General features: G+C 62.2%; 12 protein-coding genes and 3 pseudogenes. 9 read left to right on the forward strand and 6 right to left on the reverse strand.

The features are described 5' to 3' along the window. Positions 1 to 666 precede the first annotated feature (666 nt). The 3 genes and pseudogenes from sfnG to RYH74_RS19045 all read right to left on the reverse strand — a co-directional run. Entirely contained in the window at positions 667 to 1,761 is a 1,095-nt protein-coding gene (gene sfnG, locus RYH74_RS19035; RefSeq protein WP_317409920.1) for a dimethylsulfone monooxygenase SfnG, read from the reverse strand. A 176-nt stretch (positions 1,762 to 1,937) separates the two neighbouring features. Next, complete coding sequence (locus tag RYH74_RS19040) at positions 1,938 to 2,225, reverse strand: DUF3077 domain-containing protein (protein ID WP_085617267.1); 288 nt, start codon at positions 2,223 to 2,225, stop codon at positions 1,938 to 1,940. A 103-nt stretch (positions 2,226 to 2,328) separates the two neighbouring features. Beyond that, positions 2,329 to 2,583: pseudogene (locus RYH74_RS19045) on the reverse strand (hypothetical protein); the annotation flags it as partial. A 483-nt stretch (positions 2,584 to 3,066) separates the two neighbouring features. Between RYH74_RS19045 and RYH74_RS19050 the strand changes: the two are divergent. Next, entirely contained in the window at positions 3,067 to 3,570 is a 504-nt protein-coding gene (locus tag RYH74_RS19050; protein ID WP_075044236.1) for a hypothetical protein, read from the forward strand. A gap of 8 nt (positions 3,571 to 3,578) precedes the next feature. Further along, positions 3,579 to 4,019 carry a type II toxin-antitoxin system YafO family toxin gene (locus RYH74_RS19055; protein ID WP_023660674.1) on the forward strand — a complete coding sequence of 147 codons (441 nt, stop codon included), beginning with the start codon at positions 3,579 to 3,581 and terminating at the stop codon, positions 4,017 to 4,019. 239 nt (positions 4,020 to 4,258) lie between these two features. Here RYH74_RS19055 and RYH74_RS19060 read toward each other — a convergent pair whose 3' ends face one another. Then, positions 4,259 to 4,528, reverse strand: a complete 270-nt coding sequence (locus RYH74_RS19060) for a hypothetical protein (protein ID WP_137138065.1) — start codon at positions 4,526 to 4,528, stop codon at positions 4,259 to 4,261. A gap of 124 nt (positions 4,529 to 4,652) precedes the next feature. Here RYH74_RS19060 and RYH74_RS19065 point away from each other — a divergent pair. Next, positions 4,653 to 4,883: pseudogene (locus tag RYH74_RS19065) on the forward strand (chitin deacetylase); the annotation flags it as partial. Positions 4,884 to 4,980: 97 nt separating this feature from the next. On the opposite strand, the gene RYH74_RS19070 reads toward RYH74_RS19065, so the two are convergent. Further along, entirely contained in the window at positions 4,981 to 5,667 is a 687-nt protein-coding gene (locus RYH74_RS19070; protein WP_137138064.1) for a hydrolase, read from the reverse strand. A 212-nt stretch (positions 5,668 to 5,879) separates the two neighbouring features. On the opposite strand from RYH74_RS19070, the gene RYH74_RS19075 reads away from it, so the two are divergent. Further along, positions 5,880 to 6,785, forward strand: coding sequence for a LysR family transcriptional regulator (locus RYH74_RS19075; RefSeq protein ID WP_085617257.1), 906 nt, complete (start codon positions 5,880 to 5,882; stop codon positions 6,783 to 6,785). On the opposite strand, the gene RYH74_RS19080 is transcribed toward RYH74_RS19075, so the two are convergent. After that, complete coding sequence (locus tag RYH74_RS19080; protein ID WP_317409921.1) at positions 6,782 to 7,819, reverse strand: sterol desaturase family protein; 1,038 nt, start codon at positions 7,817 to 7,819, stop codon at positions 6,782 to 6,784. The genes RYH74_RS19075 and RYH74_RS19080 overlap by 4 nt on opposite strands. 124 nt (positions 7,820 to 7,943) lie before the next feature. On the opposite strand from RYH74_RS19080, the pseudogene RYH74_RS26565 reads away from it, so the two are divergent. From RYH74_RS26565 to RYH74_RS19100, 5 genes and pseudogenes are all read left to right on the forward strand, one after another. Continuing rightward, positions 7,944 to 8,069: pseudogene (locus tag RYH74_RS26565) on the forward strand (hypothetical protein); the annotation flags it as partial. A 247-nt stretch (positions 8,070 to 8,316) separates the two neighbouring features. Continuing rightward, positions 8,317 to 9,837 (forward strand): NCS1 family nucleobase:cation symporter-1, encoded by a 1,521-nt coding sequence (locus RYH74_RS19085; protein WP_317409922.1) that lies wholly within the window; start codon positions 8,317 to 8,319, stop codon positions 9,835 to 9,837. A 368-nt stretch (positions 9,838 to 10,205) separates the two neighbouring features. Further along, positions 10,206 to 11,216 (forward strand): tRNA dihydrouridine(20/20a) synthase DusA, encoded by a 1,011-nt coding sequence (gene dusA / locus RYH74_RS19090; RefSeq protein ID WP_085617249.1) that lies wholly within the window; start codon positions 10,206 to 10,208, stop codon positions 11,214 to 11,216. 269 nt (positions 11,217 to 11,485) lie between these two features. Further along, a complete protein-coding gene (gene tal, locus RYH74_RS19095) occupies positions 11,486 to 12,412 on the forward strand; it encodes a transaldolase (protein ID WP_317409923.1) in 927 nt (308 codons plus the stop codon). 206 nt (positions 12,413 to 12,618) lie between these two features. Beyond that, the gene (locus RYH74_RS19100; protein WP_317409924.1) at positions 12,619 to 14,469 is read left to right on the forward strand and encodes an alkaline phosphatase D family protein; all 1,851 of its coding nucleotides are present in this window, start codon (positions 12,619 to 12,621) and stop codon (positions 14,467 to 14,469) included. Positions 14,470 to 14,572 lie beyond the last annotated feature (103 nt).

Consider the following 14,572-nt stretch of genomic DNA (forward strand, 5'->3'; position numbering starts at 1 on the left):
AGCATGGCACTTGTGGCGCCGGGGGGTTGCGTGCGAACGACCAGGCGCATCCTGAAACCGACGCGGGTTGTTTCTGGCCTTATGCAGTCTGCTGCGCTGTCGCTTGGAGAACTGAGTTCGCAAGCGGTCCGCGTACCCTGTGGGAGCGGCTTTAGCCGCGAAGAATCCAACGCGGTGCATGGCACCGGCTACGCCGGTGTTCGCGGGCATGCCCGCTCCCACAGGGTGCTCCGGTAGCTCAAGGAATGCGCCATACCTGTGAGAGCGGGCGCGCCCGCGAAGAATCCAACGCGGTGCATGGCACCGGCTACGCCGGTGTTCGCGGGCATGCCCGCTCCCACAGGGTGCTCCGGTAGCTCAAGGAATGCGCCATACCTGTGAGAGCGGGCGCGCCCGCGAAGAATCCAACGCGGTGCATGGCACCGGCTACGCCGGTGTTCGCGGGCATGCCCGCTCCCACAGGGTGCTCCGGTAGCTCAAGGAATGCGCCATACCTGTGAGAGCGGGCGCGCCCGCGAAGAATCCAACGCGGTGCATGGCACCGGCTACGCCGGTGTTCGCGGGCATGCCCGCTCCCACAGGGTGCTCCGGTAGCTCAAGGAATGCGCCATACCTGTGAGAGCGGGCGCGCCCGCGAAGAATCCAACGCGGTGCATGGCACCGGCTTCAGGCCACCGCCTTGTCCACGCTGCGCCCGGCCTCCAGTTCACGTACCAGCGGCAGCACATGTTCGCCGAAGTACGCTACTTCCTCCTGGAAGTGCAGGAACCCGGACAAGATCAGATCCACACCCACCGCCTTCAGCGCAACGATGCGCTCGGCAATCTGCCGCGGTGTACCGATCAGGTTGGTCTTGAAGCCATCGTTGTACTGCACCAGGTCTTCGAAGCTGGACCTGGCCCAGTTGCCCTCGCCCTCCGGGCTGGCAGAACCGGCATGCTTCACTTCCTGGCCAAACGCCCGCACCGCCTCGGGGTTGGCCTTGTCGATGATCTCCTGCAGCACCGCACGCGCCTGCTCTTCGGTGTCGCGGGCGATGATGAAGGCATTGACTCCAACCTTTACCGAATGGCCGTTGGCCGCCGCCTTGGCGCGGATATCGTCGACCTGCGCCTTGATCCCTTCCACGCTGTTGCCGTTGGTGAAGTACCAGTCCGACACGCGCGCCGCCATGTCCCGTGCGGCACGCGAGCTGCCGCCCTGGAAAATCTCCGGGTGCGGCTGCTGCAGCGGCTTGGGTTTGAGGTTGTAGTCGCGAAAGCGATAGAAGTCGCCGTTGAAGGTGAAGTTGTCCTGGGTCCAGATGCCCTTCAGCGCGCGGATGAATTCCTCGGAACGGCGATAGCGTTCGTCGTGATCCAGCCAGGGTTCGCCGATGGCGTGGAACTCGCCCTTGAACCAGCCCGAGACCACGTTGATGGCGATGCGGCCATTGGTGAACTGGTCGATGCTCGCCAGCTGCTTGGCCGCCAGCGCCGGGTTCCACGGGCCTGGCAGGATGGCGGCGATGACCTTGAGCTTTTCCGTGGCAGCGAGCAGCGCGTGGCTGATAGTGACCGACTCGTGCTGGTTGTCGGCGCCGTAGCCGGCGGTGAAACGGATTTGCGACAGGGCGTAGTCGAAACCAGCCTGTTCGGCGATTTGCGCGAGCCTGCGGTTGTAGTCGATGTCCCAACTGGTGCGTTGCTCGATGGTGCTGACCACCAGGCCACCACTGACGTTGGGGACCCAGTAGGCGAACTTGATCGGGGCTTGGCTCATGGTAAGGCTCCTTGGTGATCCTCGGGTTCAAGGAGACAGGAGCAGCAAACATGCCAGGCTTTAAAGTGTTTTTATTTCAATTGGTTAGCTGAAATTGGCGGCGATGTTGGCTGAATGCGGTCGAACAAGCTGCTGGATCGCTGTTGCCTGTACAACATCGCCGCCCCGGTGGCAGGTCAGCGGTTCTTGCGCATGCCCATATGCGCGTCATCCATCAGCGCCTTGGCCATGTCGCAAAGAAAGTGCGAAGCCCAGACCAGCACCGGTTCGTTGTCCATAACCCCGATAAACGATGCTCGCCGTGAGCAATCCATCAAGACCGACGCTTGTTCGATGGCATGGTCGCAGCAGTTTCCCGGTTCTACGCGGAACAGTTTCCTGCCGTCCAGCACACCGTCCAGGAACGTGGCCGCGCCTACGGTCAGGCCCAGTGTGCCGGTGTCGTCATCCAATTCCTTGTCCATCTGAAACCCTCTTTTGAATCTGCCGGCCAGTGCGATTTCCCGGTTGCAGTCCCTGGCAGGAAAACCACACCGCCCAGGCTGGCAAAATTTGAAAATCAGCCCAATGCAATGTATGCACCGGCTGCCCGTCCCGGAGCTGCACCTGCGCAATCGCCGACTCCAGCAGCGTGCGCACAGCCTCCATTTCATGCATGACCGCGAGGGTCATGATCGTGGCGGGAGACCTGGGGAGCGAGGCTATCGCGTGATGGCCTACGGACAAGGCGCAGAGCACGTATTCCGTGGCCTGGATCAGGGTGTCTTCCAGGTGATGGGGTGACTCAGTGGAGAAAGGTGGATCGGGAACGAGTTTCAGCATGACAGCCTCCAGACAATAACAAGTCGGACCGTCGCCAGATCACTTGCAGATGATAGGGTGGCGGCTACATGCGGGCCTGCAAGACCGGGCTTGGAGGTCGATTCCCGGCTGGCCCGAAGACCACCCGCACGCAGCCACCGTTGAACGAAGCCAACAGCAAACTGAGACCAAACCAAGCATCGGGCTTGCAGACCCGGTCGTTGAATTTGCAACGACAGGGCGAGACTAGGGGGCTCAGGTTTCCATCGCAATGGTGAAACGGCTTGAAAAGGATGATTCAGAAATGGACTACGAGGAAGGGGAAAAAACTGATTCGGTCTTGTAGGACCAGCTCGCACCGACGCACCAGAACCATACGCTCAACGTTTTTTAGGCTTACAATTTCCAGACTTGGCAGCAATTGACTATCAGGCTTCAACGCCGATAATTGCCCCCAAGTTTTCAGTAATCGCAGCAAAATCCGAGCAGCAAATGGAGGTATTCATGCCAGTCAAAGCAGCAGCACCGGCGCTCATCGTCGCCGCGCTCGCATTGGTGGGTGATTACACAACTCTCTCACTTCAATCACGTGCCGTTGAGGTTCGTGAAGCCAGCGCTACCCCCCCCTCTTCCCCTGACCTGCGCAGGGTAATCGCTGAGCTGACTCATGGCTGGCTGGTCCTGGAGTCGATCTATTCGAGGCGTGTTGTTGCACTCATGAAATCGGATACCTTCGACCAGACCAAATACCTCAAGAATGCTGAGTTGCTCAAAGCGGTAAGGCAGTTGGAGGGCGGACTGCAAGCGGCAAACGTGCCAACCGCTCTTTACGATGAGCACCAGAACCTGCGCCGAGCAGTGGCCAAGGTACGCAGCAAAATGGTTGTCATCGATGGGATCTACCAGCAGTTCTTCCTCACGCCGGATGAGTTCCAGAGCGCACTGAGTGCTCCTGGCCTTCGCGATCTTGCCGATCACACTACCCGCAAGCTCAACCGACTGGCGTAAGGTGACCAATGCCAGTCGAGGTTTCATTTCATCCCGAAACGTTTGAAGAGTTCTTCCTTCCTGTCGATGCGAAACATCCCGGCTTGTCGGAAGTGTTGAAAAGCGAATTCCTACGCTACATCGAATCCAGGCGCCAACTCATCCCCTCGATATTCGGGCGGGACGTACCTTACACGCAGCCGCCACTTGCGTTTCAGGCTTGTCTGATGCACATCCATATCTGCATCCCGCCTGCCCTATTCCCCAAAAACGTTCCTCAGCATGACAGAGTTTGCAAGATGGGACGGCCGGGTGATGACGCAGCACTCATCTACGTCCAGGGCGAGTTGTATGAAGATCGCTATCTGATACTGGCCTTTTTATGGCCGGATGCGCACACCAAAGCCCGGGATATTTCGACCATGCAGTATCTGGCTCGACTGGCGAAAGAATGGCGCGATAACAATTGACCGCGATTATCCGAAACGACGGCGTGACTCTCGGATGGCTGGCATAGATTGAGGTGTAAGGGCGACCACGCCATCGCAACGGAAACACACACCCACCAGGATATCCTTGACCACCCCTTGACCATCGCTGAACGGTACATCACGACGGGCATAGTACGTAGGCACCACTACCTGGCAGTGTTCGCAAAGCGCTTTACCGGTGACCCCTTCGGCAAGAATTTTCATTATCTGAGTACTCGTTAGTGAATGCTGATCAACCGGATGACCTGGCCGGAGCAATAATTGGCGCCGTAGCCTGCGAAACTCGAAAAAGCATGCATTATGAACCCATCGTCCGCACCGTAGCGCAGAGCTGTGTAACCAACGCTTTCATGACTAGCCCCGACTGCCCAGTTCGCGGGTAAAACCTCCCCAGGGAACACCTCGCTCAGGCATTCAAATACACGAAATCCGGCGCTGCTCAGCGCCACGGCGCCGGGCGGGCTCTCATAGAGCAGCACATAACTCATTGCATTAGCAGGGAACCTGTGGGAGCGGCTTTAGCCGCGAACACCGGCGCAGCCGGTGCCATGCACCGCGTTGGATTCTTCGCGGCTAAAGCCGCTCCCACAGAGTACGCGCCAGCACAGGCCAAGCGGTGAAGACTTCTTCCGGCTGCTAAAGGATGCTTTCGACCTGTTGTGGCAGGAGGGCGCGCACCACCCGAAGATGATGAGCGTGGGCCTGCATGGACGGATCAGTGGCCATCCTGGTCGTGCGATGGCGCTGGCGCGCTTTCTCGATTACGTGCAGGGCCACGACGGGGTGTGGGTCTGCCGGCGCGAAGAGATTGCCAGGCACTGGATAGCCCAGTTCCCCGCCTGAGCGGTCAGTCGTTCGCAACGGGACACGCGCCCGGTAGTCCTGGGGAGAAGCGGACAGTAAAGAACAGCCCGGCAGCAAACCACCGGGCCGGAAGCCATCAACGTTGCGAATCGAGCACTTCGTGCTCCGTCACTACCTGCTGGGCCTTGGTGTAGCTTTCGATCAGCAGGCGGTAGTGCGGGAAGATCAGGCTGTAGGCCTCGGCCCATTGCGCGGCGTCCGGGCGGTTCCAGGTGCGCTGGATTTCCGAGGCGACTGCGGCGGTATCCATAGGCACCACGCCGGCCTGTACGACGCGGGCCAGGGTGATTTCCTGGGCGGCCTTGGAATAGGTGCCGGAGGCGTCGATCACCGCGAACACCCGGTAACCGGCGTTTACCGCGGCGATCGCCGGGAAGGCCATGCACACGCTGGTGATGGTGCCGGCGATCACCAGGGTCTTCTTGCCGGTGGCCTCCACGGCGGCGACAAATTCGGGGTTGTCCCAGGCGTTGATCTCACCCTTGCGCGCCACGTACTGCGCATGGGGTGCAGCCTCGTGGATCTCTGGGATCAGCGGGCCGTTGGGGCCCTGCGGCACCGAGGCGGTAGTGATCACCGGGATCTTCGCCAAAGTGGCGATCCTGGCCAGGGTGATGGCGTTGTTGCGCAGTTCGGTCATGGGCATGTCCTTGACCGTCTGGAACAGGCCGCTCTGGTGGTCGATGAGCAGCATGGCGGTGTCGTCGGGGTCGATCACCGGGCGCTGGCCGTTGAAGTTGGCAATCTGCGAGAAGTTGGTCATGTCGGTTCTCCTGACAGGGCATCCGGGCCGGGAAACCCGCGCCTCCTGCGCGGGCGTTCATCCGGACCAGGCGACGCCTGAGTCCGGGGTGTGACATAACGGGCAATCTGCCCGAAACGTCCGCTCTGTTATGGAGGTCACGATACGGATGGAACAATTGCCTCGGTAGTTGGCAAAAATTACTATCAGTGTTCTGCCAGAGGAACACTGAAATGGAAGACCTCAACGACCTCTACTATTTCGCCCAGGTGGTGGAGCACGGCGGTTTCAACCCGGCCGGCCGCGCACTGGGTGAACCCAAGTCGAAGCTGAGCCGGCGAATCGCCGGGCTGGAGGAGCGCCTGGGCGTGCGACTGATCCAGCGTTCGACGCGGCACTTCTCGGTGACCGAGATCGGCCAGGTGTTCTACCGGCACTGTGTGGCGATGCTGGTGGAAGCGGCGGCGGCCACCGAGGCCGTCGAGCAGCACCGCGCCGAGCCGCGCGGGGTGGTGAACCTGAGCTGTCCCACGGCGCTGCTGAACTTCTGGGTCGGCCCGATGCTGGCGCGATTCATGGTGCGGTACCCGCTGGTGGCGTTGCATGTGCAGAGCACCAACCGCCAGGTGGACCTGATCCAGGAAGGCATCGACATCGCTTTGCGGGTGCGCTTCCCCCCACTGGAGAGCAGTGACCTGGTGATGAAGGTGCTAGGCGAAAGCCGGCAGCATGTGGTGGGCGCCCCGGCATTGCGCGAGCACCTGCCGGCAAGGCCGACCCCCGCCGATATTGCCGCCCTGCCGACGCTGCACTGGGGCGCGGTACAGCGCGAATATTACTGGCAACTGGACGGCCCCGAGGGCGCCAGCACGCAGGTGCGCTATCAGCCGCGAATGGTCACCGACGACCTTGTCGCCCTGCGCCAGGCCGCGCTGGCAGGTGCCGGCGCGGTGCACATGCCCGCCGTGGTGGTGCGTGAAGACCTGGAGGACGGCAAGCTTGTGAATCTGCTGCCGGACTGGGCGCCCCGTACCGGGGTTGTCCATGCGGCCTATGCGTCCCGTCGCGGCTTGCTGCCGTCGGTGCGGGCACTACTGGACTTTCTTGGCGACGAATTTGCCAACAGCGGGATCAGCTAGCGGCCTGCCCTGCCGGACGCACCAAGCACAGCCTTGCGCTGGCATTTCACCAGGACCTTGCGGCCTGTTTCGACAAATGGCGTGACAATCAGGCTATAGACCGTCAGGTAACGCTGGTGGTCTTGTTCGCCGGTGCCGAAGCGGATGCTTTCGGGCGTTGATGTGGTGACATAGAGCGTGCCGAACATCCAGTCCCAGAGGGACAGGTTGGTGCCGAAGTTCCGGTTGAAATGGCGCGGGGCGTCACTGTGATGGATCTGGTGCTGGGCCGGGCTGTTAAACACATGTTCCAGCTGCGGGCCGAACGACAACCAGACATGGCTATGCCGCAGGTTGGCCGCCAGGCTGTTGAAGATGAACACCAGGTAGGTCACGCCGAACAGGGTGTAGCGGCTGACTTCACCGCCGCAAAGGTACCAGAAGCATCCGGCGTAGAGGCCGATGCAAATGCCGGTGCTCAGTTTCTCGACGATCTTTTCCACGAAATGCACCCGGCTCGCCGTCGCCGGCACCAGCACGGGCGCCGAATGATGGACCTTGTGAAAGGCCCAGAGCCAGCGGGAGTGAAAGGCCCGGTGCGCCCAGTAATGGATGAAGTCCTTGAGCAGGAACACCCCCAACCCATAGAGCATGGACAGTGCGAGGTTCTCGCCCAGGCGCGGGCGCGCGCCCCAGAGGTTGCTGAAAAAGGCCAGGTAATCGCCGGAGCGCAGGATGTAGGGGTCGACCAGATGGACGACGGGCAGCACCAGCGCAACCTTGAGGATGGCCCGCACGAAGTAGTAGCGGTAGTCCAGCAGCGCCGAGGGATGCAGATGTACCCGGGCGCCACCGATGAATTGCCAGAACGACTGGGCGTCGCTCAGGCCGCGCCGCTTCCTGAAGCGGAACAGACCATAGGCTGCGCCATAGGAGATGCAAAGGAACAAGGCCCCGAAACGGCCGTTCACATTGAAAATGCCGAGAAACTGGTCGGTAACGGGCGTGATCACCCAATCGGTCAGGTGCTCATAGACAAGCGACAGGGCATCCACGAAACGTCAGCCTCGGCAAAAGGGACGCAATTGTAAATCAGATTGATTTACTCGAGTGGCTTTCTGCATGAAGTGGTGCTTCAAGCACCGGGTAATCGCTACCACGCTGATCGACTGCGGTGACTTTCGCGATGACCTTGCCGACATGGTGTCGTATGACCGGGTCGAGGTAGTACGCGGGGCCACGGGGCTGATGTCCGGCACCGGTGACCCCGATGCGACCGTCAACCTGATTCGCAAGAGACCTTCACCCAGGGTGCCTACACCGTGGTCAAGCGGCGCCGAACAAGTATCCATATTTGGCGCAGCCAGTAACACATGCGCACAATATGTGTGTACAAATCTCCCATCTCCAGGCTCGCATAAAATGTGACGGCGACCAATGAAGAGGATACAAAAGCCCGAGCACCGCCAACTCAAACTGCTCGGCGGGTTGGTACGAATCTTGTTTGTATACAAAACCAAAAATAAAAGTACACAAGAGTTACGGAGTCCCGATGGCGTCAATTTCACGTTCCGGTGTCAGCCAGCTTGATGTTCTCCCTGCCGAAACGGCTGGGCCCACTCAGTTGGAGTTGAGCCCGCGCCTTTACAGTGCCGACCTTGCACCGACCCGCGCGGCAAATCGCACCTGGGGCCGCTACAGCCTGTTTGCACTGTGGACCAACGATGTGCACAACATCGCCAACTATTCCTTCGCCATCGGCCTCTTCGCCCTGGGCATGAGCGGCGCCCAGATCCTCGCAGCCTTCGCGCTCGGCGCACTGGTGATCTATGGCCTCATGAACTTGTCCGGCTACATGGGGCAGAAGACCGGCCTGCCCTACCCCGTCATGTGCCGGATCAGCTTCGGCATCCATGGTGCGCAGATCCCGGCATTGATCCGCGCGGTAATCGCCATCGCCTGGTTCGGCATCCAGACATACCTCGCCTCGGTAGTGCTGCGCGTGCTGCTCACCGCCATCGCTCCCGACCTCAAGCCCTACGACCAGAACTCGATCCTCGGCCTGTCGACCCTGGGCTGGATCACCTTCCTCGGCATCTGGTGCGTGCAAGTGGCGATCTTCGCCTATGGCATGGAGATGGTGCGCCGTTACGAATCCTTAGCCGGGCCGATCATCCTGGTCGCCTTCGCAGGCCTGGCGGGCTGGATGTACTGGCGCAGCGGCCTGTCGATTTCCTGGTCCAGCGGCAACGCTCCGACCGGCTCCACGATGTGGCTAAAGGTGCTGGGTGCCGCCGCGCTGTGGGTCTCGCTGTACGGCACCATGATCCTCAACTTCTGCGACTTTACCCGCAACTGCCCGGACAAACGCACCATCAGCGTGGGCAACTTCTGGGGCCTGCCGGTGAACATGCTCGGTTTCGCACTGATCGCCGTGGTGCTCGCCGGCGCGCAGTTCAGCATCGACGGCAAGCTGGTGCAGGGCCCGACCGAGATCGTTGCAGCCATCCCGAACACCGCCGGCCTGGTGCTGGCCTGCCTGGCCTTCCTGATCGTCACCGTGGCGGTGAACATCATGGCCAACTTCGTCGCCCCGGCCTACGTACTCACCAACCTGGCCCCAAACCTGCTGAACTTCCGCCGCGCCGGCTTGCTCAGCGCCGGTATCGCCGTGCTGATCCTGCCCTGGCACCTGTACAACAGCCCGTCCGTGATCGTGTATTTCCTCGGCGGCCTGGGCGCCCTGCTCGGCCCACTGTACGGGATCATCGTCACCGACTATTACCTGGTTCGCCGCAGCCGGGTGAACCTGCCGGAGCTGTATAGCGAAAGCAGCGAGGCCGCCTATCACTATCGTGGCGGGGTCAACCTGCGCGCCGTAGCGGCCTTCATCCCGGCGTCGCTGATCGCCATCGTGCTGGCGCTGGTGCCGGCGTTCGATACGCTGTCGCAGTTCTCCTGGTTCTTCGGCGCGGGCCTGGGTGGGCTGATCCACTATGCCCTTGCCAACCGCAGTGCAAGGTACCTTGAGGTTTCCGGCGAAAGCATCGCAGTGGATAGCACGCACCACTGACCGGGGGCTGCCAGCGCGCCCTGGCCACGGCCAGCGCGGCCCCCTGTAGGAGCGGCCTTGTGTCGCGAAAGGGCTGCGCAGCAGCCCCAGCAATTTGAGCCTCTGCGCTGAATCCCTGGGGCTGCTACGCAGCCCTTTCGCGACACAAGGCCGCCTCCTACAAGGCTCCCATCAGCCAGCTGAGATGCCCGCTCACTCGGCAGGACCATCCGATCTGTTTCCAGACGCATGCCCTGCTCTCTTGGTAAACTAGCCGCCTGCCCTGGCAATCACCGATCTCCCGCCGCCGACTTTTGCTACGTCGCGCCCTCGGTTTGCTACAAACACCCTCGAAATTGCTGAATTTGGTACAAGACACGTTGAACGATATGACCACAAACCCAGGCTCTAACCCAGCAACCACGCGCCCTGAGCCTTCCCGTCGCTTCAGCGTTGCACCCATGATGGACTGGACAGACCGCCACTGCCGGTTCTTCCTGCGCCTGCTTTCCAAAAACACCCTGCTGTACACCGAAATGGTCACCACCGGTGCCCTGCTGCACAACGACGCCCACCGTTTCCTGCGCCACGACGTCTCCGAGCACCCGCTGGCCCTGCAACTGGGCGGCAGTGTGCCGGCCGACCTGGCTGCCTGTGCCCGCCTGGCCGAGGAGGCTGGCTACGACGAGGTCAACCTCAACGTCGGTTGCCCGAGTGACCGGGTGCAGAACAACATGATCGGCGCCTGCCTGATGGCCCACCCGGCGCTGGTGGCCGACTGCGTGAAAGCCATGCGTGACGCGGTGTCGACCCCGGTGACGGTCAAGCACCGCATCGGTATCAATGGCCGCGACAGCTACGCCGAGCTGTGCGACTTCGTCGGCCAGGTGCGCGAGGCAGGTTGCCGGAGCTTTACCGTGCATGCGCGCATCGCGATCCTGGAAGGTTTGTCGCCGAAGGAGAACCGTGAGATTCCGCCGCTGCGCTATGACGTGGCGGCGCAGTTGAAGGCGGACTTCCCGGACCTGGAGATCGTGCTCAACGGCGGGATCAAGACCCTGGACGAGTGCCAGGCACACCTTGAAACCTTCGATGGGGTGATGCTGGGGCGTGAGGCGTACCACAACCCTTACTTGCTGGCCGAGGTGGACCAGCAGTTGTTCGGCAGCGAGGCGGCGGTGGTCAGCCGCAGCGAGGCGCTGGCGCAGTTGCGGCCTTATATCGTCGCGCACATGGAAAGTGGTGGCGCGATGCACCACGTTACCCGGCATATTCTGGGGCTGGCCCAAGGGTTCAAGGGGGCGCGGCGCTTCCGCCAGTTGCTGTCGGCGGATATTCACAAGGCGGCGGAGCCGTTGGCGGTGTTCGACCAGGCGGTGGAGTTGTTGCAGGGGCGGTAACCTGACAAGCGTTGCAGTATCTGTGGGAGCGGGCGTGCCCGCGAACACCGGCGCAGCCGGTGCCAGCCACCGCGTTGGATTCTTCGCGGGCTCGCCCGCTCCCACAGAAGCCGCGTCGCGCTTACGAACCAAGCCCTCTTCATGACCATGCGGAACCTCGGGGCCGCTTGCGACTCGAAACCTCACCTTTCGCACCGCGCTTCGCGAGCCCTTGAGTGGCCGTCGGGGCTCGGGTAATGTCGAGTCATTGCACAGGACAGAGCACGCCCATGACCTCCAAGCTGGAACAACTCAAGCAGTTCACCACCGTGGTCGCCGACACCGGGGACCTGGACGCCATCACCCGCCTGAAACCGGTCGATGCCACCACCAACCCGTCGCTGCTGCTCAAGGCTGCGGCCATCCCGGGTTACGCCGATCTGCTCAAGCAGGTTAAGGCCGATGCAAAGGGTAATGTCGACCTGGCCTGCGACAAGTTCGCGGTGGCCGTGGGCTCGGGCATCCTCAAGGTCATCCCGGGGCGTATCTCCACCGAGGTCGATGCCCGCCTGTCGTTCGATGAACCCGCCCTGCTGGCCAAGGCGCGCAAGCTGATCGATCTGTACGAAGCCGCTGGCATTGGCCGCGACCGCGTGCTGATCAAGCTGGCCTCCACCTGGGAAGGCATCCGCGCCGCCGAAAAGCTGGAGAAGGAAGGCATCCAGACCAACCTCACCCTGCTGTTCTCCTTCGCCCAGGCCCAGGCCTGCGCCGATGCCGGGGTGTTCCTGATTTCGCCGTTCGTGGGCCGTATCTACGACTGGTACAAGAAGAGCACCGGCAAGGAATACGTGGGCGCCGAAGACCCGGGCGTGCAGTCGGTCACTCGCATCTACAACTACTACAAGGCCAACGGCTACAAGACGGTGGTCATGGGTGCCAGCTTCCGCAATATCGGCCAGATCGAGCAACTGGCCGGCTGCGACCGCCTGACCATCAGCCCAGAGCTGCTGCAGCAGCTCAGCGATGACCAGGGCGACCTGCCGCAAGTGCTGAAGCCGGGCAATGCCGGCGAGCCCAAGCAACAGCTGAACGAAAGCCAGTTCCGCTGGGCCATGAACGAAGATGCCATGGGTACCGAGAAACTGGCCGAGGGCATTCGCCAGTTCGCGCGGGACCAGGAGAAGCTGGAGAAGTTGATGGCTGAAAAGGCCTGATACATTTCGGGATTGCCTGACGGGCGGGAAGTGTTCAGCATTTTCCGCCCGTTTTGTTTTACCTGGCCTTAGATTTGTATTGAATTCCAGGGCCTCTTCGCGGGTAAACCCGCTCCCACAAGGATCCCCACAGGCCAGAAGTTGGCGCTGTACCTGTGAGAGCGGGTTTACCCGCGAAGAGGCCCGAGAAGCCACCTGAGCTGTCGATGACCTCCTCTACCCCATTGCCCCTCGTACTCGCCGGCCCGGTACTGCGCCGCCTGGAACCCCAGCGCCTGGCCATCTGGCTGGTCGCCACGCAACCGCTGCAACCCGAATTCATCTTCCCGGCAGGCGAGGCCCAGGTCGATTGCCAGGTGGTCGCGGTGGGCCAGCACGCCTTCATCCACCTGCTGGACATCCACTTCGCCCAGCCGCTGCCCTGCAACCAGCTGCTCGATTATGACCTGCTCATCAACGGCCAGGGCATCGCCGGCTGGGCGCCGCACCTGCTCTACCCCGGCGCCCGGCGCCCAAGCCTGGTGCTGCGCGATCGGCTCGACCACCTGCTGCACGGCTCATGCCGCAAGCCGCATTTTCCGGCCGCCGATGGCCTGCTCTGCGCCGACCGCCTGCTGCAGGCCTGCGAAAGCCCCGCGGACCGCCCCGCCGTGCTGCTGATGACCGGCGACCAGGTCTATGCCGACGACGTCGCCGGCCCGATGCTGCGCGCCATCCACAGCCTGATTGCGCGCCTGGGCCTGTTCGACGAGCAACTGGAGGGCGCGGTGGTGCCCGACAGCCAGGCGCTGTACCAGCACCCGGCCTGCTATTACCACCGCGCCGACCTGCTGCCGGCGCAGGAACGCAACGAAACCCTGCGCGAGCGCTTTTTCGGCGGCAAGCGCAAGCCGATCTTCTCGTCCAGCAACGCCGACAACCATCTGGTGACCTTCGCCGAGGTCATGGCCATGTACCTGCTGGTGTGGTCACCGGTGCCCTGGCAGCTGGCGAACCTGGACATGCCCAACGGGCTCACCGCCCCGCGCCAGGCCCGTTACCGGCAGGAGCTGCCGCTGATCCAGGCGTTTGCCGAAAACCTCGGCCAGGTAGCGCGAGTGATGGCCCACCTGCCGTGCCTGATGATCTTCGACGACCACGACATCACCGACGACTGGAACCTCTCGGCGCTGTGGGAAGAAACCGCCTACGGCCACCCCTTCTCGCGGCGGATCATCGGCAATGCCCTGCTCGGCTACCTGCTGTGCCAGGCCTGGGGTAACGACCCGCAGGGTTGCAAGCCCCTGGTCGGGCAATGCCAGGCGTTGAACAGCCAGACCCAGGATGAGCTGATCGGCGCACTGCTGCGCTTCCAGGGCTGGCAGTTCAGCCTGCCCACCAACCCACCCTTGCTGGTGCTGGACACCCGCACCCGCCGCTGGCGCAGCGAAAGCAGCCTGGCCAAGCCGTCCGGCCTGCTCGACTGGGAGGCGCTGAGCGAGTTGCAGCAAGCATTGCTGGACCACCCGTCGGCGATCATCGTGTCGCCTGCGCCGATTTTTGGTGTGAAGCTGATAGAGACGGTGCAGAAGCTGTTCAGCTGGCTGGGCTACCCGCTGCTGGTGGATGCCGAGAACTGGATGGCCCATCGCGGTGCAGCGCAGGTCATCCTCAACATCTTCCGCCACTCGCGCACGCCAGGGCACTACGTGGTGCTGTCCGGCGACGTGCATTACTCGTTCGTCTATGAAGTGCTGATCCGCCACCGCCAGCGCAGCCCGCACTTGTGGCAGGTGACCAGCAGCGGGATCAAGAACGAATTCCCGCGGCGCTTGCTGGATGTGCTCGACCGGCTCAACCGCTGGCTGTATGCGCCACGCTCGCCGCTCAACTGGTTTACCAAGCGGCGGGAAATGGAGGTGGTGCCGCGTACACCCAGCCATAGCAAGGCTGGCGAGCGGTTGTGGAATGGCGCGGGGTTGGGGCAGGTGTTCTTCGATGAACAGGGGCGGCCGGCGCGGGTGTATCAGCTGGATGCGGGTGGGGGTGAGGCTACCGAGTTTGCGCGGCGGGGGTGATCAGGCAGGTAATGCTGGTGTTGGCCTTGCCGGCCTCTTCGCGGGTAAACCCGCTCCTACAGGTAGAGTGCATGACTCAAGACTGGTGCATAACCTGTGGGAG

Source organism: Pseudomonas sp. LSJ-87 (assembly GCF_032971465.1).
GTDB lineage: Bacteria > Pseudomonadota > Gammaproteobacteria > Pseudomonadales > Pseudomonadaceae > Aquipseudomonas > Aquipseudomonas putida_Z.

What these genes read in the sequence shown, in the direction of transcription:
- sfnG (WP_317409920.1), bottom strand. Translation starts at nt 1,761, where the DNA reads ATGAGCCAAGCCCCGATCAAGTTCGCCTACTGGGTCCCCAACGTCAGT.
- RYH74_RS19040 (WP_085617267.1), bottom strand. Translation starts at nt 2,225, where the DNA reads ATGGACAAGGAATTGGATGACGACACCGGCACACTGGGCCTGACCGTA.
- RYH74_RS19050 (WP_075044236.1), top strand. Translation starts at nt 3,067, where the DNA reads ATGCCAGTCAAAGCAGCAGCACCGGCGCTCATCGTCGCCGCGCTCGCA.
- RYH74_RS19055 (WP_023660674.1), top strand. Translation starts at nt 3,579, where the DNA reads ATGCCAGTCGAGGTTTCATTTCATCCCGAAACGTTTGAAGAGTTCTTC.
- RYH74_RS19060 (WP_137138065.1), bottom strand. Translation starts at nt 4,528, where the DNA reads ATGAGTTATGTGCTGCTCTATGAGAGCCCGCCCGGCGCCGTGGCGCTG.
- RYH74_RS19070 (WP_137138064.1), bottom strand. Translation starts at nt 5,667, where the DNA reads ATGACCAACTTCTCGCAGATTGCCAACTTCAACGGCCAGCGCCCGGTG.
- RYH74_RS19075 (WP_085617257.1), top strand. Translation starts at nt 5,880, where the DNA reads ATGGAAGACCTCAACGACCTCTACTATTTCGCCCAGGTGGTGGAGCAC.
- RYH74_RS19085 (WP_317409922.1), top strand. Translation starts at nt 8,317, where the DNA reads ATGGCGTCAATTTCACGTTCCGGTGTCAGCCAGCTTGATGTTCTCCCT.
- dusA (WP_085617249.1), top strand. Translation starts at nt 10,206, where the DNA reads ATGACCACAAACCCAGGCTCTAACCCAGCAACCACGCGCCCTGAGCCT.
- tal (WP_317409923.1), top strand. Translation starts at nt 11,486, where the DNA reads ATGACCTCCAAGCTGGAACAACTCAAGCAGTTCACCACCGTGGTCGCC.
- RYH74_RS19100 (WP_317409924.1), top strand. Translation starts at nt 12,619, where the DNA reads ATGACCTCCTCTACCCCATTGCCCCTCGTACTCGCCGGCCCGGTACTG.